The 22,464-nt window shown below is 68.6% G+C and carries 19 protein-coding genes; 10 read left to right on the top strand and 9 right to left on the bottom strand.

The window, feature by feature from the left end:
• Nucleotides 1-6 precede the first annotated feature (6 nt).
• Complete coding sequence (locus ACWDSJ_RS17910; protein WP_450033194.1) at nt 7-666, top strand: hypothetical protein; 660 nt, start codon at nt 7-9, stop codon at nt 664-666.
• Here the strand turns inward: ACWDSJ_RS17910 and ACWDSJ_RS17905 are convergent.
• Entirely contained in the window at nt 663-1,538 is an 876-nt protein-coding gene (locus ACWDSJ_RS17905; RefSeq protein ID WP_387362304.1) for a class I SAM-dependent methyltransferase, read from the bottom strand. The two genes, ACWDSJ_RS17910 and ACWDSJ_RS17905, sit on opposite strands and share 4 nt — an antisense overlap.
• Before the next feature lie 265 nt (nt 1,539-1,803).
• Between ACWDSJ_RS17905 and rpsA the strand changes: the two genes are divergently transcribed.
• Entirely contained in the window at nt 1,804-3,267 is a 1,464-nt protein-coding gene (gene rpsA, locus ACWDSJ_RS17900; RefSeq protein ID WP_387361918.1) for a 30S ribosomal protein S1, read from the top strand.
• Between the two features lie 146 nt (nt 3,268-3,413).
• Nucleotides 3,414-4,943: a phospholipase C gene (locus ACWDSJ_RS17895; RefSeq protein ID WP_450033193.1), complete on the top strand. Its 1,530-nt coding sequence runs from the start codon at nt 3,414-3,416 to the stop codon at nt 4,941-4,943.
• Between the two features lie 105 nt (nt 4,944-5,048).
• Here the strand turns inward: ACWDSJ_RS17895 and ACWDSJ_RS17890 are convergent, their stop codons facing one another.
• Nucleotides 5,049-5,258 (bottom strand): hypothetical protein, encoded by a 210-nt coding sequence (locus ACWDSJ_RS17890; RefSeq protein WP_387361922.1) that lies wholly within the window; start codon nt 5,256-5,258, stop codon nt 5,049-5,051.
• A 289-nt stretch (nt 5,259-5,547) separates the two neighbouring features.
• Here ACWDSJ_RS17890 and coaE point away from each other — a divergent pair, with 289 nt between their 5' ends.
• Nucleotides 5,548-6,738: a dephospho-CoA kinase gene (gene coaE / locus ACWDSJ_RS17885; RefSeq protein ID WP_450033192.1), complete on the top strand. Its 1,191-nt coding sequence runs from the start codon at nt 5,548-5,550 to the stop codon at nt 6,736-6,738.
• Here the strand turns inward: coaE and ACWDSJ_RS17880 are convergent.
• Nucleotides 6,728-7,267: a DUF402 domain-containing protein gene (locus tag ACWDSJ_RS17880; RefSeq protein WP_387361926.1), complete on the bottom strand. Its 540-nt coding sequence runs from the start codon at nt 7,265-7,267 to the stop codon at nt 6,728-6,730. The genes coaE and ACWDSJ_RS17880 overlap by 11 nt on opposite strands.
• Before the next feature lie 82 nt (nt 7,268-7,349).
• Nucleotides 7,350-7,916 carry a hypothetical protein gene (locus tag ACWDSJ_RS17875; RefSeq protein ID WP_450033191.1) on the bottom strand — a complete coding sequence of 189 codons (567 nt, stop codon included), beginning with the start codon at nt 7,914-7,916 and terminating at the stop codon, nt 7,350-7,352.
• An 857-nt stretch (nt 7,917-8,773) separates the two neighbouring features.
• Between ACWDSJ_RS17875 and uvrB the strand changes: the two genes are divergently transcribed.
• Nucleotides 8,774-10,948 (top strand): excinuclease ABC subunit UvrB, encoded by a 2,175-nt coding sequence (uvrB, locus tag ACWDSJ_RS17870; protein WP_450033190.1) that lies wholly within the window; start codon nt 8,774-8,776, stop codon nt 10,946-10,948.
• An 8-nt stretch (nt 10,949-10,956) separates the two neighbouring features.
• On the opposite strand, the gene ACWDSJ_RS17865 is transcribed toward uvrB, so the two are convergent.
• Nucleotides 10,957-11,427 (bottom strand): VOC family protein, encoded by a 471-nt coding sequence (locus tag ACWDSJ_RS17865; protein ID WP_450033189.1) that lies wholly within the window; start codon nt 11,425-11,427, stop codon nt 10,957-10,959.
• Nucleotides 11,428-11,492: 65 nt separating this feature from the next.
• On the opposite strand from ACWDSJ_RS17865, the gene ACWDSJ_RS17860 reads away from it, so the two are divergent.
• From ACWDSJ_RS17860 to ACWDSJ_RS17850, 3 genes are all read left to right on the top strand, one after another.
• Nucleotides 11,493-12,365 carry a helix-turn-helix domain-containing protein gene (locus tag ACWDSJ_RS17860; protein ID WP_450033188.1) on the top strand — a complete coding sequence of 291 codons (873 nt, stop codon included), beginning with the start codon at nt 11,493-11,495 and terminating at the stop codon, nt 12,363-12,365.
• Between the two features lie 55 nt (nt 12,366-12,420).
• The gene (locus ACWDSJ_RS17855; protein WP_450033187.1) at nt 12,421-12,837 is read left to right on the top strand and encodes a DoxX family membrane protein; all 417 of its coding nucleotides are present in this window, start codon (nt 12,421-12,423) and stop codon (nt 12,835-12,837) included.
• A gap of 306 nt (nt 12,838-13,143) precedes the next feature.
• Nucleotides 13,144-13,596 carry a universal stress protein gene (locus tag ACWDSJ_RS17850; RefSeq protein ID WP_387361938.1) on the top strand — a complete coding sequence of 151 codons (453 nt, stop codon included), beginning with the start codon at nt 13,144-13,146 and terminating at the stop codon, nt 13,594-13,596.
• Between the two features lie 258 nt (nt 13,597-13,854).
• On the opposite strand, the gene ACWDSJ_RS17845 is transcribed toward ACWDSJ_RS17850, so the two are convergent.
• From ACWDSJ_RS17845 to ACWDSJ_RS17835, 3 genes are all read right to left on the bottom strand, one after another.
• Nucleotides 13,855-16,155 carry a HelD family protein gene (locus ACWDSJ_RS17845; protein WP_450033186.1) on the bottom strand — a complete coding sequence of 767 codons (2,301 nt, stop codon included), beginning with the start codon at nt 16,153-16,155 and terminating at the stop codon, nt 13,855-13,857.
• A gap of 108 nt (nt 16,156-16,263) precedes the next feature.
• Nucleotides 16,264-16,617: an antibiotic biosynthesis monooxygenase family protein gene (locus ACWDSJ_RS17840; protein WP_450033185.1), complete on the bottom strand. Its 354-nt coding sequence runs from the start codon at nt 16,615-16,617 to the stop codon at nt 16,264-16,266.
• An 11-nt stretch (nt 16,618-16,628) separates the two neighbouring features.
• Nucleotides 16,629-18,221: a diguanylate cyclase domain-containing protein gene (locus ACWDSJ_RS17835; protein WP_450033184.1), complete on the bottom strand. Its 1,593-nt coding sequence runs from the start codon at nt 18,219-18,221 to the stop codon at nt 16,629-16,631.
• Nucleotides 18,222-18,674: 453 nt separating this feature from the next.
• Here ACWDSJ_RS17835 and uvrA point away from each other — a divergent pair, with 453 nt between their 5' ends.
• Complete coding sequence (uvrA, locus tag ACWDSJ_RS17830) at nt 18,675-21,608, top strand: excinuclease ABC subunit UvrA (RefSeq protein ID WP_450033183.1); 2,934 nt, start codon at nt 18,675-18,677, stop codon at nt 21,606-21,608.
• Here the strand turns inward: uvrA and ACWDSJ_RS17825 are convergent.
• Complete coding sequence (locus ACWDSJ_RS17825; RefSeq protein WP_450033182.1) at nt 21,605-21,988, bottom strand: VOC family protein; 384 nt, start codon at nt 21,986-21,988, stop codon at nt 21,605-21,607. The two genes, uvrA and ACWDSJ_RS17825, sit on opposite strands and share 4 nt — an antisense overlap.
• Nucleotides 21,989-22,048: 60 nt before the next feature.
• Here ACWDSJ_RS17825 and ACWDSJ_RS17820 point away from each other — a divergent pair, with 60 nt between their 5' ends.
• Nucleotides 22,049-22,438 (top strand): winged helix-turn-helix transcriptional regulator, encoded by a 390-nt coding sequence (locus ACWDSJ_RS17820; RefSeq protein ID WP_450033181.1) that lies wholly within the window; start codon nt 22,049-22,051, stop codon nt 22,436-22,438.
• Nucleotides 22,439-22,464 lie beyond the last annotated feature (26 nt).

The following is a 22,464-nucleotide window of genomic DNA, read 5'->3' as shown; positions in this document are numbered from 1 at the left end:
GGTCGCGTGCCGATCGCGTTCGATACCAAAGGACTACAGCAGCTCGACCAGACCAGATGGAGCAACCCGGCCACCGGCGATCTGGTGACCCTCACCTATATCGATCAGGTGCCGGATCTGCCCGCGTCGTTGGACGACCCGGATACCTTGCGGCGCAGGCTCACCGAGCTACAGGCCGAGTTCGGTTGCCTCATCGAGGCGCACGCCGTCACCGTCGACGGGCAGCCCGCCCTGGTGCGGCTGGAGAAGTTCCCGCTCGCGGAGCGGTCCGGGCTGGGCTTCACCGCGGGCATCGTGGTGCCGAAGGCGACCTGTAGCGCGATCCTCAAGATCATGTGCGTGGAGACCGGCCGCTCCGGGACCCGCGAGGCGGCGATCGTGCCGAAGGTCGGCTTCCAGAACATGTTCCCGCCGCATCCGTACGCGCCCGAGGTGAAGGGCAAGCTGCCCTACAACGCCGCCGACGACGCGCGCTGGGATCCGCAGTTCCCCGACCACCCGCTCACCCGCGCTCGCGGCTGGATCTCCTACGCCAGCCGCACCGCCCGGATCGATCCGCGCTTCGCGGCCCTGCCCGCGTTCGCCGGTCCGGCCGCCGCGTCCACCCCCGAGGCCGTGTCCGTCGGCGCGGCCCCGGCGGAGACCATGCCGTTGCGGCAGGTCTAGCGCTCGGGTCGCTCGGTCACGAAAATGGCTGTGCCCGGGAAGATCTCGCCGCGCAGCGGACTCCACTGACCCCACTCGCGGTCGAGCCACTCGGGCCAGTCCGGTTCGACGATGTCGAGCAGGACCAGACCCGCGGCCACGATCTCGCGCACCCGGTCGCCCATCGTGCGGTGGTGTTCGGCGTAGGTCGGCGCGCCGTCCGCGTCCACCTCCACATAGGGGGTGCGATCGAAATAGGAGATGCGCGCGCACAACCCCTCCGGGCCGGGGTCGTCGGGAAACACCCAGCGCATCGGATGATTCACCGAGAACACCCAGCGCCCGCCCGGCCGCAGCACCCGAGCCACCTCGCGCATCACCAGCGCCGAATCGGCTACGAACGGAATCGCGCCGAAGGCCGAGCAGGCCAGATCGAACGACGCGTCGGCGAACGGCAGCGCCTCGGCCCCCGCCTGCACCAACGGCACCCGCGGCCCGCCGCGGTCCATGGCCGCCACGCCGCGCTCGAGCATCCGCCGCGACAGATCCAGGCCCACCGGCCGCGCGCCCTGCCCCGCGAGCCACCGGGAACAGGGCGCCGAACCGCAGCCGATCTCCAGCACGCGTTTGCCCGCGACGTCGCCGAGCAGATGCCAGTCGCCCTCGTGCAGACCCTCGGGGCACCAGACGAATTCGCCGCCGGGGGAGTCCACGCCGAGGAAGTCGGCGTGCGTGTCGTGATACTGCGCGGCGTCGGCGTCCCACCATCGCCGGTTGGCGCGCTGGCTGGCCTGGGAATCGATCTCGCGGCGGGTCACTCCGGTGGTGCCGAGGAGGGCGTTGGCCTGGGCGTGCCGATCCTCGTCGAGCGCGACCGGATGATCTTCGGGCATCATGTAAGAGTATCCAGTTTGCCCAGGGGGACCCTTGTTTGCTTGTCGCATCGCACCTCGCGTACGCTGTTCCCCGCGAGTGTCTTCAGTATTTCGTACCGGAGCCGCGCGTGCTGTGAGGTTACATGCGTCGAGTACAGCGTTGTGCAGTGCGGCAGCGATGTGCTGTGCATGTCCAACGTAGTCCCCTGGCTGTGATTTCACGGCAAAACCGAAAGTTCCAATGTCCTCTACCGACCACAATCCGTCCGGAGCAACCCAACACATGCCCACTACGACCACCTCGCCGCAGGTTGCCGTCAACGACATCGGCTCTGCCGAGGATTTCCTCGCCGCGATCGACAAGACGATCAAGTACTTCAACGACGGCGACATCGTCGAAGGCACCATCGTCAAGGTCGATCGGGACGAGGTCCTGCTCGACATCGGCTACAAGACCGAAGGTGTCATTCCTTCCCGTGAGCTTTCCATCAAGCACGATGTCGACCCGGCCGAGGTCGTTTCCGTGGGCGATGAGGTCGAAGCCCTGGTCCTCACCAAGGAGGACAAGGAAGGCCGCCTGATCCTGTCGAAGAAGCGCGCGCAGTACGAGCGGGCGTGGGGCACGATCGAGGAGCTCAAGGAGAAGGACGAGGCCGTCAAGGGCACCGTCATCGAGGTCGTGAAGGGCGGTCTGATCCTGGACATCGGCCTGCGCGGCTTCCTCCCGGCTTCGCTGGTGGAGATGCGCCGCGTCCGCGATCTGCAGCCGTACGTCGGCAAGGAGATCGAGGCCAAGATCATCGAGCTGGACAAGAACCGCAACAATGTGGTCCTGTCCCGCCGCGCCTGGCTCGAGCAGACCCAGTCCGAGGTCCGCAGCGAGTTCCTGCACCAGCTGCAGAAGGGCCAGGTCCGCAAGGGCGTCGTGTCCTCGATCGTCAACTTCGGCGCGTTCGTCGATCTCGGCGGCGTCGACGGTCTGGTGCACGTGTCGGAGCTGTCCTGGAAGCACATCGATCACCCCTCCGAGGTGGTCGAGGTCGGCATGGAGGTCACCGTCGAGGTGCTCGACGTCGACCTGGATCGCGAGCGGGTCTCGTTGTCGCTCAAGGCGACTCAGGAAGATCCGTGGCGTCAGTTCGCCCGCACCCACGCCATCGGCCAGATCGTGCCCGGCAAGGTCACCAAGCTCGTTCCGTTCGGCGCGTTCGTCCGCGTCGAGGAGGGCATCGAGGGCCTGGTGCACATCTCCGAGCTGGCCGAGCGCCACGTGGAGGTGCCGGATCAGGTCGTGCAGGTCGGCGACGACGCGATGGTCAAGGTCATCGACATCGACCTGGAGCGCCGCCGGATCTCGCTGTCGCTGAAGCAGGCCAACGAGGACTACCACGCCGAGTTCGACCCGTCGAAGTACGGCATGGCCGACAGCTACGACGACCAGGGCAACTACATCTTCCCCGAGGGCTTCGACCCCGACACCAACGAGTGGCTCGAGGGTTACGAGAAGCAGCGCGAGGAGTGGGAGTCCCGCTACGCCGAGGCGGAGCGTCGCCACAAGATGCACACCGCGCAGATGGAGAAGATGGCCGCCGACGCCGCCGCCGAGGCCGCGAACGGCGCCCCGTCGAACTACTCCTCCGAGAGCGGCGAGCGTTCCTCGTCTGCGCAGTCGGAGCCCGCGGGTGGTTCGCTCGCCAGCGACGCGCAGCTCGCCGCGCTGCGTGAGAAGCTCTCCGGCAACGCGTAATTCGCCACGCTAGGCACAATGGCCCCGGTCACCCGACCGGGGCCATTTCTTTGTCCGATGTTTCCCGGCACGCCGGTGGCTCCCGGGGGCCCGCTGCGGTAGCGTCAGCGCCGATCGTGCCCACCTCCGCGAAAGGGTCTGACCGTATGGGGCTGTTCGACGGCATCAACCGGCGTGATTTCCTGGCGAAGGCGCTGGCCGCCGGTGGGGCGGGGGCGCTGGCGTCGTGGGCGAATCCGATCATCGAGCGCGCGCACGCGGCCGACCCCGCGGGCACGGGCGGGCTCGGCGACATCGAGCACTTCGTGCTGCTGATGCAGGAGAACCGGTCCTTCGACCACTACTTCGGAACGCTTTCGGGCGCACGGGGATTCGACGATCGGTCGGCGGTGTGGCGGCAGTACGGCTGGGCGCCGGGCGTCGGGCCGACCCCGGACGGCTATGTCGAGCCGTTCCGCCTCGACACCACCCGCGGCGCGACGCTGGACGGGGAGTGCGTCAACGATCCCGACCACAGCTGGGCGGGTATGCACGCGTCCTGGAACGGCGGGCGCAACGACGGCTGGATGCCGATGTCGATCGCCAGTGTGGGCCCGGCGAACGCGCCCGCGGCCATGGGCTACTACACCCGCGCCGACATCCCGGTGCACCACGAGCTGGCCGACGCGTTCACCCTGTGCGATCACTACCACTGCTCGGTGCTCGGCCCGACCGACCCGAACCGGCTGTACTGGGTGTCGGCGACCATCGACCCGGACGGACTGGCCGGTGGTCCCCTCGTCGAGACGCCCACGCTGATCCCGCAGAACGCCTACAGCTGGCGGACCTTCCCGGAGAACCTGTCCGAGGGCGGGGTGAGCTGGAAGATCTACAACAACCGCGACGTGGGCCCGATCTCGTCGGTGATCCTGGACGGCATGATGGGCTGCTTCAAGCAGGCCGCCGATCCGAATTCCGAACTGGCGCAACGGGGTAAGGCCCCGGTGTATCCGAGCGACTTCGCCGCCGACGTGGCCGCGGACCGGCTGCCCGCGGTGTCGTGGGTGATCCCGCCGTTGTTCAACTGCGAGCATCCGGCGCTGCCCCCGGCGTTGGGCGCGGTCGGCATCATGCAGGTGCTCGACATCCTCACCTCGAATCCGCGGGTGTGGGAGAAGACGGCGCTGATCGTGAGCTACGACGAGAACGGCGGCTTCTTCGACCACGTCACCCCGCCGACCGCGCCGCCCGGCACGCCGGGGGAGTTCCTCACCGTCGATCTGGCCCGCGTCCCGGCCGCGAAGGGCGTGGCGGGGCCGATCGGCCTCGGCTATCGGGTGCCGTGTTTCGTCATCTCCCCGTACTCGCGCGGCGGCCTGATCGCCTCGGAGACCTTCGACCACACCTCCCAATTGCGCTTGCTGGAACGGCGTTTCGGCGTCGACGTCCCCAACCTCACGGCGTGGCGGCGCTCGGTCACCGGCGATATGACCTCGGCCTTCGATTTCGCCGCCACCCCCGACGCCGTGCCGCCCCGCATCACCGATCCCAATCCCGGTGCGGCCGCCGCACTGGAACAGTGCGGGCCGAATCTCGCGCTGGGCACGGCCGACAAGGGCATCCCGTATCCGGTGCCGCCGAACTCGATGCCGAGCCAGGAGCCGGGGAGCCGTCGCCGGCCGAGCGGAATCGTCTGAGGCGCAGCGCCTTTCGGGCCACCGATCCGCTCGGCGTGTCCGCACGTCGAGGGCGCGGCGGAACGGGATGGCGGTGCCCACGACGGCCGCTGGCCCCACGCGAAATCAGTTGGCGGTGGCGGGAATCCAGCGGTTCGGGGCGAGGGCGCGCAGGCGCATGGCGGCGAAGCTGTGGCGGGCGGGGCTGAGCAGGGCGGTCAGCCAGGGGCGACGGTACTCCGCGAGTGCGGTCGCGACGGCGGGCAGGTGGATGCAGTGCACCTTGCCCGGGATACCCAGTCGGTGGCGACCCGTCTGGATGTTTTTGGTGCCCAATGGTCTTCCTTTGCTAACTCGAACTGCCTGGATCGCCTGCGGCGAAAGATTAGCGGAACAAAAGTGTGTGGCGCCATATATTGCGTAACTTCGACCCCGGCGTGTCGGAAAGTTGTGAACCTACGGTCCGGATACGGACGAAAAAGTGTCGGTTCGATAACTCCCCAGTCACGGAATGGGCAATTCATCGGGAAATGCGTGAAAGTGACTGTCCCCGTGGGTACCAGCCGCCTTCGGTCCGCGCGGGGTGCGTGCGACGGGTGCGCGCGCGGGATGCGAGACTGATCGAATGTTGCGAATCGGTCTCACCGGAGGCATGGGCGCGGGCAAGTCGACGGTGGCGCGGCTGCTGGTCGAACGGGGTGCGGTGCTCGTGGACAGCGACGTCATCGCCCGCGAGGTGGTGGCGCCCGGCACCCCCGGGCTGGCCGCTCTGGTCGAGGCGTTCGGTCCCGAGATTCTCGCCGCGGACGGCAGCCTGGACCGGCCCGCGTTGGCGGCCAAGGCTTTCGCCGACGACGAATCGCGCACCCGGCTGAATTCCATCACCCATCCGCTGGTGGGTGAGCGCACCGCCGAACTCATCGCGGCCGCGCCCGCGGACTCGATTGTGGTGCAGGATGTTCCGCTGCTGGTGGAAAACGGCATCGGCGCACTGGTGAATCTGGTCGTCGTGGTGATGGCCGATGTCGAGACGCGCATCCATCGGCTCGAGGAATTCCGGGGTATCTCCCGCGCGGACGCGCAGGCCCGGATCAAGGCCCAGGCCACCGACGATCAGCGCCGGGCCGCGGCGGATGTGCTGCTGGACAACAACGGTGATCCCGCCGACCTGGCTCCCCGGGTCGCCGCGCTCTGGGACGGGCGGCTGGTGCCGTTCGAGCGCAATCTCCGCACCCATACCCGGCCCCCGCGCGCCGAGGTGCGCCTGGTCGCGCCGGATCCGGGTTGGGCGGACGCGGCTCAGCGGCTCATCGCCCGTCTGGCGCTGGCGTGTGGCGCGGCGGCCCGGCGCATCGACCACATCGGCTCCACGGCGGTGCCCGGCCTGCCCGCCAAGGACGTGCTCGACCTCCAGATCACCGTGGCCGATCTCGACGCCGCCGACGCGTTGCGAGAACCGTTGCAGCGGGCGGGTTTTCCCCTCGTCCCGGAATACGACCGCGACGATCCGAAGCCCGGCGCCGATCCGGCGCGGTGGGGCAAGCGGCTGCACGTCAACGCCGATCCGGGCCGCCCCGCGAATATCCATGTGCGCGTGGACGGTTGGCCCAATCAGCGCTTCGGCCTGATCTTCCGGGACTGGCTGCGCGCCGAACCGGCCGCCCGCGAGGAGTACCTCGCGGTGAAACGCAAGGCCGAGGCCGCCGCGGCGGGGCTGACCGGGGAGTCGGCGATCCAGGCGTATCTCGACGTCAAGTCGCCGTGGTTCGACGACGCCTACCCGCGCGCGCTGGCGTGGGCGACGCTCAATCCCTGAGCCAGGTCAGTTCGATCCCGCGCGCGGCCAGCCAGCGATCGAAGTTGTGGCCGTGCGCGGCGATGCCGTCGAGGGCGGCGGTCGCGGTGGCGATCGCCCCCTGCGCCTCGGCGAGGTCGAGGTAGCCCGCGGCGTGCGCGACGAGCAACTCGTCCACGTCGAGCAGGACCGCGTCGCGATCGTTGCGGACCACGATGTCGAGATACAGATCGATCGACCGCCAGCGGCCCGGCTCCAGCTCGCGGAACTCGCCGATGTCGACGTAGTAGTCCTGATCGCGCTCGTGCCCGGGATTGTGGTGGAACTTCGTGGCGCGCAATCCGAGTTCGGGCAGCAGCCACGACTCGAGGTAGCGGAACTCGACGTGGTCGGCGGGGCGGCCCATGTACAGCCCCCACGGGGTGACCTCGTAGCGATCGACCGGACGGTGGAAACCCTTGCGGTCGATATTGATCATGTCGGCGAGGTTGAAGTACTCGACCTTCGGCCGGTGCAGATCCACCCCGGCCTGATCCGTTGCCCCCGTCATCCACGCCGCCTCTCGCGTCCGGTTCCAGCACCGGCGAACGCCTCGCCCGCGCAGACGATTATGCCCGCGCGGTCGGCGCGGTTCAGAGCCAGCTCAGCGTGACGCCGCGGGTGGCGAGCCAGCTCTCGAAGCGGTGGTCGTGGGAGGCGATGCCGTCGACGACGGCGGTCGCGCGCTGGAAGGCTTGCTGAGCGGTCGCCGCATCCACGTGCCCGGCGGCGTGCGCGGCGAACAGCTCGTCGACCCCGCGCAGTTCGGGGACGCGGCCGTTGCGGGCGACGATATCGATGTAGTGGTAGACCGCCCGCCAGCGTTTGGGCTCGATGCGCGCGAATTCGCCCACGTAGATGTGGTAGATGGGATCCCGATCGTGACACGCGTTGACGTGATGCATCGTCACCTGGAGCGAGAGATCGGGCAGCACCCAGGTCTCGGTGTAGCGGTTGGGCGGGATGTCGGCGGGACACACCAGATACAAACCGAACGGTTCGACATGGCAACTGTCCACCGGATGCACGAAGCCGCGCGCATCGGTCCTGGTGAGGTCGCTCAGATCCACGTACTCCACGCGGGGGCGGTGGGGAGCGGGCGTCGCGGGGGAGGTGACGGCGGTGGAACCGGCACCACTGGGTCGCTTCGAGAACAACATGGGTACTACTCCATCGGACGCGGTGCTGCGCGGGGCTCGGGTGCGTCCCACGAGTCCGGCCAGCGCGGGCATCGCGAGAAGTGAGAGATGAAAACCGGCCATGACGCGCCGCCCTTCTCGATCCTTGCCGAATCTCGGACCGGATCAGAGTACACCCCAGCAACCCCCGCCGTGTGAACGTGAACAGACCGGAATTGTCCTGTCGCGGAATCGCTATCACCGGTGAGCCGGCTTGGGGCACCGGACAATTCGGACAATCTGTTGCGGGGGGGATGTGGCCGATTCTCGTTGCCGCGGTGGTGCTCGACGGGGGCCAGCAACCTCGGGTGAGGCGGGTGTGGCGGCATTGCTCGCGTGCTGCCGGAGCCGGTACGTCGGGGTGCCGTTTTTCGGCGTCGGAGGGTGGGCATCGAGGGTGGGGCGGAAAAGGCGGGATGATCCGGCGAGTGGGCCGAAGATATTGCCGCGCAGGACGGTTCGGCCCGAACGCGGTGCCGGATGCGGCGTTCCGGCGTGCCCGTTTCGCGGAGCTTTCTCCAAAGGCGTTCGAGTGCAGTTCTTTTCGGTGTGACCGGCTCGTGTGTCGGAATTCGCCGCTCGTCGGCTCGCGGCGTGCCGTCGTCCTTGGATCGGCCGTGCCGTGTCAATTGCCCAGGGGTAGCGAATGTTCCCGTTTCGGACTCGGCGGCGGTCTCCCGGGCTCTGGTCCCGCGCGTTTCGGGAGGTGTGGGCAACCCATGCTTCTCCGTGTTGAAACGTGAGATGAGTCACGCCCTCGTCTCGGCGCGTCGCTCCGACCGGCCCCCCGGAGAGCGAGCTCCTGTTTGTTGTCGGTGGGTCGTCCTAGGCTTGGTGACATGGCATTCGCAACCGAGATTCCCGCCGAGGGGAACACACCGCTGGCGCATTCGGAGTTCCGGCCCATCGGCGAGATCGAGCGGGCGGACGGCCGGTTCGAGGTGGTCAGCGAGCATCGCCCGGCGGGCGATCAGCCCGCCGCGATCGAGGAGCTCGAGCGCCGCCTGCGCGCGGGGGAGAGGGACGTGGTGTTGCTCGGCGCCACCGGCACCGGCAAGTCGGCCACCGCGGCCTGGCTCATCGAGCGCGTGCAGCGGCCGACCCTGGTCATGGCCCCCAACAAGACGCTGGCCGCCCAGCTGGCCAACGAACTGCGAGAGATGTTGCCGCACAACGCGGTCGAGTACTTCGTCTCCTACTACGACTACTACCAGCCCGAGGCGTACATCGCCCAGACCGACACCTACATCGAGAAGGACAGCTCGATCAACGACGACGTCGAGCGGCTGCGGCATTCGGCCACGCAGAATCTGCTCTCGCGCCGCGACGTCGTGGTGGTCGCCTCGGTGTCGTGCATCTACGGCCTGGGCACGCCGCAGTCCTATCTCGACCGCTCGGTCCCGCTCGAGGTCGGCGGCGAGGTCGACCGCGACAAGCTGCTGCGGCTGCTGGTCGACGTGCAGTACACCCGCAACGACATGTCCTTCACCCGCGGCAGCTTCCGGGTGCGCGGCGACACGGTCGAGATCATCCCGTCCTACGAGGAGCTCGCGGTCCGCATCGAGTTCTTCGGCGACGAGATCGAGGCGCTCTACTATCTGCACCCGCTCACCGGCGACGTCGTGCGGCAGGTCGACCGGCTGCGCATCTTCCCCGCCACCCACTACGTCGCCGGGCCGGAGCGGATGGAACGCGCGGTGCGCGACATCGAGGTCGAACTCGCCGAGCGGCTCGCCGACCTGGAACGCCAGGGCAAACTGCTCGAGGCCCAGCGGCTGCGCATGCGCACCCAGTACGACCTGGAGATGATCCGCCAGGTCGGATTCTGCTCGGGCATCGAGAACTACTCGCGCCACATCGACGGCCGCCCCGCCGGATCCGCCCCGGCCACCCTGCTCGACTACTTCCCCGACGACTTCCTGCTGATCATCGACGAGTCGCACGTGACCGTCCCGCAGATCGGCGGCATGTACGAGGGCGATATGTCGCGCAAGCGCAACCTGGTCGAATACGGCTTCCGGCTGCCGTCCGCGGTCGACAACCGCCCGCTCACGTGGGAGGAGTTCGCCGACCGCATCGGGCAGACGGTGTACATGTCGGCCACCCCCGGTCCCTACGAATTGGGCCAGACCGGCGGCGAATTCGTCGAGCAGGTCATCCGCCCGACCGGCCTGGTCGACCCGCACGTCGTGGTCAAGCCGACCAAGGGCCAGATCGACGACCTCGTGCACGAGATCCGGCTGCGCACCGAGCGCGACGAGCGGGTGCTGGTCACCACGCTCACCAAGAAGATGGCCGAGGACCTCACCGACTATCTGCTCGGCATGGGCGTGCGGGTGCGCTACCTGCACTCGGAGATCGACACCCTGCGCCGGGTCGAGCTGCTGCGGCAGCTGCGGCTGGGCGACTACGACGTGCTGGTCGGCATCAACCTGCTGCGCGAGGGTCTGGACCTGCCCGAGGTGTCGCTGGTGGCCATCCTCGACGCCGACAAGGAGGGCTTCCTGCGGTCGACGACAAGCCTCATCCAGACCATCGGCCGCGCGGCGCGCAACGTGTCCGGCGAGGTGCACATGTACGCCGACAAGATCACCGACTCGATGCGCCAGGCGATCGACGAGACCGAACGCCGCCGCGCCAAGCAGATCGCCTACAACGAGGCCAACGGCATCGACCCGAAGCCGTTGCGCAAGAAGATCGCCGACATCCTCGATCAGGTCTACCGCGAGGCCGACGAGACCGAGGTGGTGGAGGTGGGCGGCTCCGGCCGCAACGCCAGCCGCGGCCGCCGGGCTCAGGGCGAGCCCGGCCGCGCGGTGAGCGCCGGTGTCTACGAGGGCCGCGACATCAAGGCCATGCCGCGGGCCGAATTGGCCGATCTGGTCAAGGAATTGACCGCCCAGATGATGAACGCCGCCCGCGAACTCCAGTTCGAGCTGGCGGGTCGCCTGCGCGACGAGATCGCCGACCTGAAGAAGGAGCTGCGGGGAATGGACGCGGCCGGGTTGAAATGAGTTGCGGCTCAGCCCTGTTGGGCCATCCACTCGTTCACGCGCCGCTCGGCCTCGTCGCGCGGCACGTCCTCGACGCGGGTCATCACCACCCAGCGGTGCCCGAACGGATCCATGACCGCGCCGTAGCGGTCGCCGGTGACGAAGGTGGCCGGATCGTCGACGTGGCGGGCGCCGTGTTCGCGGGCCAGCTTGGTCACCGCGTCCACGTCGGGGCAGTAGTGCACGATGCTGGTGTGCACCCAGTCGTGGGCGGGGGCGCGCAGGCCGTGCTCGGGGACGGGCATGCCGACCTGGATGGTCGAATCGCCGATCTTCAGTTCGGCGTGCGCGGCCTGTCCGTCGGGCAGATCGTTGCGGCTGAGCACCTCGGCGCCGAAGACGGCCCGGTAGAACTCGATCGCCTTGTTGGCGTCCGAGGTGGCGAGGAAGCAGGTGATGGAGTGGTAGCCCTCGGGAATCGGATTCACTGTGTTCGTCATGGCTCTCACTCTGCCCGGCCGGGCCGCGCGGATCTTGTAAGAACGCGACACGCCGGGAATTCGTCGTGACCCCGGGGGAGGATTCCGCGAAAGCCGTTGCGCCGGAACGGGTTCCGGTGCCGCCGCCCGAGGTGGCCAAGGGCATTCTGCGGCCGCGCGAACAGGAGCGGCACCGCAGTCTCGGCCGGTTGCCCGCCGGAGAGGAGACCGCGCGGTTCGTGGAGTGGTACTGGTTCGTCGCGTGGGATCTGCGCGGGCGTCCGGACTACACCGCCGAGGTGCTGCCCTTCCCGAGCGTCAACGTCACCTTCGAGCGGACCCACTCCCGCTCCGGCGGCTGGGTCAACGGCGTCTGCACGGTGAAGTACACGCGGGAGCTGTCCGGGCTGGGGGAGACGTTCGGGGTGAAGTTCCGGCCCGGCGGGTTCGGGGCCTTCACCGGGCTCGACGTCGGCTCGTTCCGTGACACCGCGGTCGAATTGACCGACGTGCTGCCCGACGCGGTCGGGCTGACCGAGAAGGTGCTGTCGGCGACCGAGGCCACCGACCGCCGCGACCTCGTCGAGGGGTTCCTCGCCGACGCGGCGCGGCGCATTCCGGCCGACGAGTCCTATGCGCTGGTGCTGCGCGTCATCGCGGCGATGGAGGCCGATCGCGACCTCACCCGCGTCGATCAGGTGACCGAACGGTTCGGCATTCCCGTCCGCACGCTGCAACGACTGTTCCGCCGATACGTCGGGGCCGGGCCCAAATGGGTGCTGCGACGCTACCGGTTGCAGGACGGCGCGCAGCTGCTCGCCGAGGGGCGGACCGGCGATCTGGCCGCGCTCGCGCTGGACCTCGGCTACTTCGATCAGGCCCATTTCTCCCGCGAGTTCGCCGCCGAGGTCGGAATGCCGCCGCTGGAATACGCGCGGAGTTCGATAGGCCCCGCGTGAATTCGGGTACTCCCCGTGGCGACAGGTGAGTTGCCGACAACGACGGGAGTTGGCGATGGATGTAGTGGTGTTGATCGGGCGGATCCTGTTCGTCCTGCTGTTCCTGAGTTCGGCGATCGGCCACCTCACCCAGGCCGAGGCCATGGGTGGCTACGCGGCGAGCAAGGGTGTGCCGTCGGCGCGGCTGGCCGTGTTGGGCACCGGGGTGTTGCTGCTGCTCGGCGGGTTGAGTGTGCTGCTGGGGATCTGGGCCGATCTCGGCGCGCTCCTGCTGCTGGTGTTCCTGCTGCCGACGGCGTTCCTGATGCACGCGTTCTGGAAGGAGTCCGATCCGCAGGCGCGGCAGGGGGAGATGGTGAATTTCAACAAGAATGTGGCCCTGGCGGGTGCGTGTCTGATGCTGTTCGCGTTCTTCGCGCACACCCGGGATCTGGGGTTGACCATCACCGGGCCGCTTTTCCATCTCGGCTGAGGCATTTTGCGCGAGGGACCGGCGAGCATTGTGAATCGTCACTACTCGCCGGTCCCTCCCGCGCGCGAGGCCGGCGGCTCGCGAGAGATTGTGACGAAAATCCCAGTGGCGCAAGACCGTTCGGTTCGTGAGCGGAAACCGGCAGGTGGCGGTGACGAGCGTTACTCGACGCGCCGGTGTGATGTGTTGCGATTCGGGATATTTCCGGTGCCGTAAAGGTTATCGTCTAGCGCAGTTGCCGCGCGTTACCCGGGAGTACGGGCGTATCGCGACGGCATCCGATCCCTTTGGACGTTTGGAGGACAGATGACCGCCTATCGGACCATTGTCGTCGGTACCGATGGCTCCGACTCGTCGTACGTCGCCGTCGAGAAGGCCGCGGCACTCGCGGGTGCCGCGGGCGCCACGCTCTACATCGCCTGCGCCTACTACCCGACCGATGATCGGGACGTCGCCGCGGCGGCCGATGTGCTCAAGGACGAGGCCTACCAGGTCCGCGGCTCGGCGCCCACCAACGAGATCCTGCGCACCGGCCGCGACCGCGCGACCGCCGCGGGCGCCACCGACATCGTCGAACGCGCCATCGTCGGCGAGCCGGTCGAATCCCTGCTCAACCTCGTCAAGGAACTCGACGCCGACCTCCTCGTCGTCGGCAACCGCGGCCTCAACACCCTCGCCGGCCGCCTCCTCGGCTCCGTCCCCTCCGACGTGGCCCGCAAGTCCCGCACCGACGTCCTCATCGTCCACACCGTCCGCTGAGGCCCGTCGCCAGGCCCCGAACCTCCCGAGGTTCGGGGCCTCGTCTTGCCCTGCCCTCGCCGATCGGGCCTCGGCTGTTCCGCCCCGCCGGTTGAGCTGGTCGTTTCTCTCGTATGCGGGGTGGACTCGAGTCTCTTGTGCGCGGGGGCGGGCCTGTTGTGCGCGGGGGTGGGCTTGGGTCTGTTGTGCGCAGGGGTGGGCTTGGGTCTTCTTTGTGTCCCTGTGCTTCGGCCCCCAGGGCCGGAGCACAGGGCTTCCTCACTCCCGCAGCGCCCCCAACACCTCCGGCAACTCCGCGCTGTGCACCACGGACAACCGCTGCGTCGCGCGGGTCAACGCGACATACAGGTCGTTGAGCCCCCGAGGTGACTCGTCCAGAATCCCCTGCGGTTCCACCAGGACCACCGCGTCGAATTCCAAACCCTTGACCTCCGCCACGCTCAGCACGCGCACGGAATCGCCCGCGAGGTCGGCGAATTCGGGTACCAGGGCGTGCGGGGCGAGTACGGCCGTGATGCCGGGCCGGTCGGCCTCCTCGGCCACCAGCTTCGCGACCCGCTCGGCGCGGTCGGTGGCCGAGACGTGGAAAGCCTCGGGCGCGCAACCGGATTCGCGCACCGAGCGGGGGACGGTGGCGTCGGGGTCGATGGCGGCGAGGACGTCGGCGGCGACGGCCATGATCTCGGCGGGCGTGCGGTAGTTGACGGTCAGCTCGGTGAGCTTCCAGCGGTTGGCCACATACGGTTCGAGCATCCGCTGCCAGGACGACGCCCCGGCGGGGTCGCCGGTCTGGGCGACGTCGCCGACGACGGTCATCCAGCGATTCGGTATGCGCCGCATGACCATTCGCCACGCCATCTCCGACAGCTCCTGGGCCTCGTCGACGATGACGTGCCCGTAGGTCCAGGTGCGGTCGCCCGCGGCGCGTTCGGCGGTGGTCTGACGGGTACGCACCTGCTGGCGCTCGGCCAGCTGACTCGCGTCGATCAGGTCGTAGGCCATGAGGATCTCCGGATCGAGCTCGTCCTCGAGATCCTGTGGAGCGGAACCGGTGAGGATGTCCAGCGCGTCCTGCGCCTCGGCGAGCTGGGTGCGCCAGCGCCGCCGGGCCCGCTCGCGCTCCTCGGTGTCGTCGACGCCCAGCAACTCGGCCAGCTCGTCCAGCAGCGGGGCGTCGGCGGCGCTGAAATCGCCGTGGTCGGGCCGGTACAACGCCGCGCGATCCTCCTCGGACAGCTGATCGGCCGCCCGCGCGAGCCGCTTCGGATCGGCCCACAGCCCGGCGAGCACCTCCTGCGGTGACAGGATCGGCCACAGCCCGGCGATCGCGCGCTGGATCTCGGCGTCGGCGCGCATCTCGTCGCGGATCTCGGTGAGATCGGCCTGGCTCAACAGGTTTCGGCCGCCGGTGAGATCCTTGCCCATCGTCTGGGCCAGCTGTTCGGTCAGCGCGTCGACCACCGAGGCCGCGAACACGGGCCGCGCCAGATTGTGCGGCCGCCGCGAGGACCGGGCCCGCCCGCGCGCCTTGGTGACGATCTTGCGATCCAGCGTGAGGTCGTACCCGTCGAAGCGCAGCCGGATCGGCTCGCCGGGCACCTGCTGCCAGTCGCGCACGCCCTTCTTCAGCACCTCGAGCATGTCCAGCGAACCCTTCAGCTCGCCCGCGCGCAGCGAATCCTCCAGTGCCGCACGCACTCCCGGATACAGATTGCCGATGGTCGACAACAGCACCCCGGTCTCGCCGAGCGAGGGCAGCACCTGCCCGATGTAGTCGAGGAACGTGGTGTTGGGCCCGATGATGAGCACCCCGGCCTTGTCCAGCTGCTGCCGGTAGGTGTACAGCAGATACGCCGCGCGATGCAGCGCCACCGCCGTCTTGCCGGTGCCCGGACCGCCCTGCACCACGAGCACGCTCTTGTGCTCGGAGCGGATGATGGCGTCCTGCTCGCTCTGGATGGTCTCGACGATGTCGTTCATGTGCCCGGTGCGGGCGGCGTTCAGCGCGGCCAGCAGCGCGCTCTCGCTGCCCACCCCGCCCTCGTCGGAGTCCACGGCCCCGGCCTGCCGGGCGGTGTCGAGATCGAGGTACTCGTCGGTGACCGCGGTGACCTCGCGATTGCGGGAACGGATGTGTCGTCGCCGGGTGACCCCGTCCGGTTTGGCGGTCGTCGCGAGATAGAACGGACGCGCCAGCGGGGCACGCCAATCCAGCAACAGCGTCGCGTAATCGTGGTCCTCGTCGAGAATGCCGAGGCGGCCGATATAGCGTTGCGCGTCGTTCTCGGTGTCGGCCAGATCGATTCGACCGAAACACAAACCGTGTTCGGCCGCATCGTATTTCGCGAGATCCTCGGAATAGAGCTGGGTGAACGACTCCCGTTCGCTGCGCGCCTGCGGGGTGCCGCCGGTTTCGAGCAGCACTTCCCGTAGTCGGCGCTGCGCGTAGGCGCGCATCTCGTCGAGCCGCTGGTACAGCCGGGCGAGGTGGACCTGCTCGCGCTCGATTTCCGCCGCGCGGTCGTTCGCCTGTCTGTCCTCGGTGAGGCGGTCGGGCAAAATGGAACTCCTTGTCACCACAGTCGGCCGGAAATGGGGGCCGCGCGCGAGCAGAAAACAGAGTTGTCGAGTCTAGTTCGGGTTCGTCGCACTCGCCGTAACCCGAGGTCAGCCCGGCGGTGTCGGGTGCCGGGGGCGGGGGTGCGCGTCGGTGGTGTTCGGCGGTGTCGTGTCGAGAACCGGGGTGAAGTGCTCGACGACCGGAAAGGGCTCGTAGAAGTGGTGCAGTAATCGCCGCCACCGCTCGTACCGCGGCGTGCCGCGAAATCCCGCGGTGTGATCCTCGACTCGATCCCATCGCACCAGCAGCAGATAGGTGCCCGGACTCTCGATCGATCGTGACAGCGTGAGCGAGCGGAATCCGGGTGTCGCGGCGATGAGCGCGCGTGCCTCGGCGAAGGCCGCCTCGAACTCCGCGGTGCGATGAGGGGAAACCGGAAGCAGCGCGTGTTCGAGAATCATCGGCGGGTCTTTCAGGACGCGTGGGTGCTGTTCGGTCTCCGCCCGAGGGCGTCGCCCTCACGATGACCGTTCGGTTTCGCACGGTACATCGCCACGTCCGCATCGTGCAGCACGGCTTCGGGACTGCGGGCGTCGCCGGGGCACAGCGGGGTGACGCCGATCGACGCCTCGACGCGAATGCGATGCCCGCGCGCGATGATCGGCTCGGCCATCGCGGCTCGCAGCCGGGCCACGAGCCGGTCCAGGTCGGCGGGCGTCGTGTGGCCCGACAGCAGCACCAGGAACTCGTCGCCGCCGATCCGGCCGACCACGTCCTCGGCCCGCAGCCCGCGCTGCAAGCGCTGCGCGACGATCTGCAACACGGTGTCGCCGATGGCGTGCCCGAGGGTGTCGTTGATTCGCTTGAACCCGTCCAGGTCTATGAACAACACCGTGGAGACCGGTCGCTCCTCACTGATCCCCAGCGCCGCCGCGAGCCGCGCCAGCACCAGCGATCGATTGGCCAGCCCGGTGAGCGGATCGTGGGTGGCCTGATACTCCAATTGCCTTCTGCTGGCACGGAATTCGGTGACATCGTTGAACGACGACACCGCCGACGAGTGCGGATCCCCCGGATTGAGCAGTCGGCTCGACCCCGACAACCACCGACGTTGCCCGTCGGCCCGATCGATCCCGAACACATACCGCGAGATGGTCTCCCCGGTGGCCAGCGTCCGCGCGACCGGATGCCGCGACATCGCCAACGGCTGCCCGTTGGCATCGAGCAGATCCAGCCCGAGCGAGTCGATGGTCCGGCCCACCGGATCGTCGTCGGGACGCCCGAAGATACGCGCGGCCGCCGGATTGATCGATTCGATCCGCCCCGCCCGATCGATCACCACCACCCCCTCCTCGAGCTGAGACACAACGGTGGTGTAGTGCTGCTCGGCCCGCCGCTGCCCGGCCTCGGCCCGCCGCTGCGCGGTGAGATCGTGCACGACGACCTGATACGCCCCGCGCCCCTGCCACACCGTGGCGACCGACACGGCCTCCACGGGCACGGCGCTCCCGTCGCAGCACAGCAGGGTGACCTCGGCCCGGGTCACGAGGTTGGGTGTGGTGGGTGTGGTGGGGGCCTGGGTTGCGGTGTCGGGTGTGGCGGCCTGGGTACCGGTGTCGGGTGTCGTGGCGGCCCGGGGTGCGGTGGCGGGCCGGGTTGCGCTGTCAGGTGTGGCGGCGGCGTGGGTACCGGTGTCGGGTGTCGCGGCGGCCCGGGTTGCGGCGTTGGGCGTGGTGGCGGGCTGGGTAGCGCTGTTGGGCGTGGCGGCGGCTGGCGTGGCGTGGTCGGGCGTGGCGGCTGCCTGCATGGCGGTGTTTGGTGTGGTGGCCGATTGGGTTGCGGTGTTTGGGGTGTCGGCGGCCAGGCCAGCGCGATCGAGCATGAGGGCCGCGTGGCGATCGAGGAACCGCGCGAGCGGTTGCCCGATGAGCCGCTCCACCCCGTCGGCGCCCAGCAGCCGGGCCATCGCCGGATTCGCGTACACGATGACGCCGCGTTCGTGGACGATCATCCCGTCGGGGCTGTGCTCCACCAGGAATCGGTACCGCTCGTCACCTGCTTCCACACGTACCCCCTGATCATCGGTGTCACTGCAACGGGACATGGATCAAGCCGGTCGTGGCTCGGGCACTTCATCGGGTACCGCTCGACGTTCATTACACCCGCCGAATGCCCACTCCACCCCCGCCCATCCCCCGGGCGTGTCCCCAGCCCCACGAACCCAGGTATACGAACCCAGCCGCACCCCTTGTTCGAATCCGCACCCCGTACAGGGCCCTACAACGGGTGCGGATTCGGATAAAGGGTGCGGCTGGGTTCGTGCGCCTGGGGGTGGTGGGGTTGGGTGGGTACTCTGGGTGGGCGGTCGCTGTCGTGCGGCCGGGCAATCCGTCGGCGTCCGCCGAGATCCCGCTTCGCGCCTGGTCGGCGCCTGCGCGCCGGAACTTGTCGGTGGGTGTGCCTAGCATGGCGGCCGGGATGAATCTGGATGCCGAACACGAGTGAGAAGGGACGGCCTGTGGCGGATCGCCTGACGGTGCGTGGAGCGCGGGAGCACAACCTCAAGGGGGTGGATCTCGACCTGCCCCGCGACAGCCTCATCGTGTTCACCGGGCTGTCCGGTTCCGGCAAGTCGAGTCTCGCGTTCGACACCATCTTCGCCGAGGGGCAGCGCCGGTACGTCGAGTCGCTGTCGGCGTACGCGCGGCAGTTCCTCGGCCAGATGGACAAGCCCGATGTGGACTTCATCGAGGGCCTGTCCCCGGCCGTGTCGATCGACCAGAAGTCGACCAACCGCAACCCGCGGTCCACGGTCGGCACGATCACCGAGGTCTACGACTACCTGCGCCTGCTGTACGCCCGCGCGGGCACCCCGCACTGCCCGGTCTGCGGCGAGCTGATCGCCAAACAGACCCCGCAGCAGATCGTGGACCAGGTGCTGGCGATGGAGGAGGGCATCCGCTTCCAGGTGCTCGCCCCCGTGGTGCGCACGCGCAAGGGCGAATTCGTCGACCTGTTCGACCAGCTCAACACCCAGGGCTACTCACGCGTGCGCGTCGACGGCGTGGTGTATCCGCTCACCGACCCGCCCAAGCTGAAGAAGCAGGAGAAGCACGACATCGAGGTGGTGGTCGACCGCCTCGCCGTCAAGCCGAGTTCCAAACAGCGCCTGACCGATTCGATCGAGACCGCGCTGCGGCTCGCCGACGGCATCGTCGTGCTGGACTTCGTCGACCGCGACGAGCACGCCCACGACCGCGAACGCCGCTTCTCCGAGAAGCTGGCCTGCCCCAACGGGCACCCCCTCGACATCGAGGATCTGGAACCGCGCTCGTTCTCGTTCAACTCCCCCTACGGCGCCTGCCCCGACTGCGCGGGCCTGGGCATCCGCAAGGAGGTCGACCCGGATCTGGTGGTGCCCGATCCGGAGCTGAGCCTCGCCGGTGGCGCGATCGCGCCGTGGTCGCGGGGCCAGACCGCCGAATACTTCAACCGCCTCCTCCAAGGCGTGGCCGACGCGATCGGCTTCTCCATGGACACCCCCTGGAACCAGCTGCCCGCCAAGGCGCGAAAGGCCGTGCTGGAGGGCAGTTCCGATCAGGTGCACGTCTCCTACACCAACCGCTACGGCCGCAAGCGGTCCTACTACGCCGACTTCGAGGGCGTCATGCCCTTCCTGCAACGGCGGCTCGAGAACACCGAGTCCGAGCAGATGAAGGAACACTACGACGGCTACATGCGCGACGTCCCGTGTCCGGTCTGCCACGGCGCCCGCCTGCGCCCGGAGATCCTCGCGGTCACCCTGAACGCGGAAGGGGGCCGCAAGTCCATCGCCGAGGTCTGCGACTTCTCCATCCGCGACTGCTCCCGGTTCCTCAACTCCCTCGAACTGGGCGAGCGCGAGGCGGCCATCGCGGGCCAGGTGCTCAAGGAGATCCAGGCCCGGCTCGGGTTCCTGCTCGACGTCGGCCTCGAGTACCTCACGCTCTCGCGCGCGGCGGCCACGCTGTCCGGCGGTGAGGCGCAACGCATCCGGCTCGCCACCCAGATCGGTTCGGGTCTGGTCGGCGTGCTGTACGTGCTCGACGAGCCGTCCATCGGCCTGCATCAGCGCGACAACCGCCGCCTCATCGAAACCCTCACGCGCCTGAGGGATCTCGGCAACACGCTCATCGTCGTCGAGCACGACGAGGACACCATCCACGCCTCGGACTGGGTGGTCGACATCGGCCCGCTCGCCGGTGAGCACGGCGGCCAAGTGGTCTACAGCGGGTCGTACCCCGGACTGCTCGCCGACCCCAATTCGCTGACGGGAGCGTATCTTTCGGGCCGCGAGCGCATCGAGGTGCCGCTGGTGCGGCGGCCGGTGAACAAGAAGAAGCAGCTCACCGTCGTCGGCGCGAACGAGCACAATCTGCGCGGCATCGACGTGAGTTTCCCGCTGGGCGTGCTCACCTCCGTCACCGGCGTGTCGGGCTCGGGCAAGTCCACCCTCGTCAACGACATCCTCGCGACGGTGCTCGCCAACAAGCTCAACGGCGCGCGCCAGGTCCCCGGCCGGCACACCCGCATCAACGGCCTCGACCATCTCGACAAGCTGGTACAGGTGGACCAGTCCCCGATCGGCCGCACCCCGCGCTCGAATCCGGCCACCTACACCGGCGTGTTCGACAAGATCCGCACCCTCTTCGCGGCGACCACCGAGGCGAAGGTGCGCGGCTACCAGCCCGGCCGGTTCTCGTTCAACGTGAAAGGCGGCCGCTGCGAGGCGTGTTCGGGCGACGGCACGCTGAAGATCGAGATGAACTTCCTGCCCGACGTGTACGTGCCGTGCGAGGTCTGCCACGGCGCGCGCTACAACCGCGAGACGCTCGAGGTGCACTACAAGGGCAAGACCATCGCCGAGGTGCTGGACATGCCGATCGAGGAGGCGGCCGAGTTCTTCGAGCCGGTCACCTCGATCCACCGCTACCTCAAGACCCTCGTCGACGTCGGCCTGGGTTATGTCCGGCTCGGGCAGAGCGCGCCGACGCTGTCGGGCGGCGAGGCCCAGCGCGTCAAGCTGGCGGCCGAACTGCAGAAGCGATCCACCGGCCGCACGGTCTACATCCTCGACGAGCCGACCACGGGTCTGCACTTCGAGGACATCCGCAAACTGCTCGGCGTGATCAACGGTCTGGTCGACAAGGGCAATACGGTCATCGTCATCGAACACAACCTGGACGTCATCAAGACCTCCGACTGGGTGATCGATATGGGCCCCGAGGGCGGTTCCGGCGGCGGCACGGTCGTGGCCGAGGGCACCCCGGAAGACATTGCGGCCGTTAGCGAGAGCTACACCGGTCAGTTCCTGCGCGAGGTCCTCGCCGCCGCGCCCGCCGCGGATCCGAAACCGGCCCGCAAGACGACCAAGGCCCGCAAGACCACCCGCGGCAAGGTCGCGGTCGGTTAGGCGTCGTCGCCGAGCACCCGCGCCCGCACCTCCGGCGACCATTCGACGTACTCCATGTCGACCCCGTCCGGATGCCGGAGGTAGGCGAATCGCCCGGTCGGGCTGACCCGGGGGCCGTCGCGCACGACGACCCCCGCGGCGGCGAGTCGATCGATCAGCTCATCGAGATCGTCGACCACCACCGGGCCCACGGTGCCGCGATAGCGATCGGTGTGCTCGGGTTCGCCCGCGATGAGCAGGAAGTCGCCCACGGCCGCGAGTTCGGCGCGCTCGAAATCGACGCGGAGATCGGCGGCCGCCCCGGTCAATTCCTCGTAGATCGGCAGCGACGCGTCGAGATCGGCCACGAACAACCGGGCATAGGTCTTCAGGATTCGCACACCGCGCACGCTACGGTGACCGCACCGCTCCCGACAGTACGCACTCGAAGGTAACCGCCCATGCCCGAGAACGCCGAGGACCATCCGGCGCACGCGATCGCCCGCCGCGTGCACACCGTCCTGTCCACGAAGTGGGCCCTGGCCACCCTCGAACAGATCGCCGCGGGCCACCACCGCTTCCGCGAACTGCACCGCGCTCTCCCCGGCGTCAGCGCCAAGGTCCTCACCCAAACCCTGCGCCGCCTCGAAAACCACGCGCTCATAACACGTTTCGACCACGCCACCCCCAACCCGCGCGTCGACTACACCCTCACCGCGCCGGGCCGCGACCTGCTCCGCACGGTCCACGGCCTGTGCGCCTGGTCCCGCGACCACCTCGACCGGCTGCTCACGGCTCCGGCGCACCTGTCGGCCGAACGGACGACGGACGCGCGCCCGCACCCTGGATAGCATCGAAACCGCGGGATCGCCGCGGA

Source organism: Nocardia sp. NPDC003482, from assembly GCF_053588115.1.
This window is presented reverse-complemented; position numbering and strand designations above follow the sequence as displayed.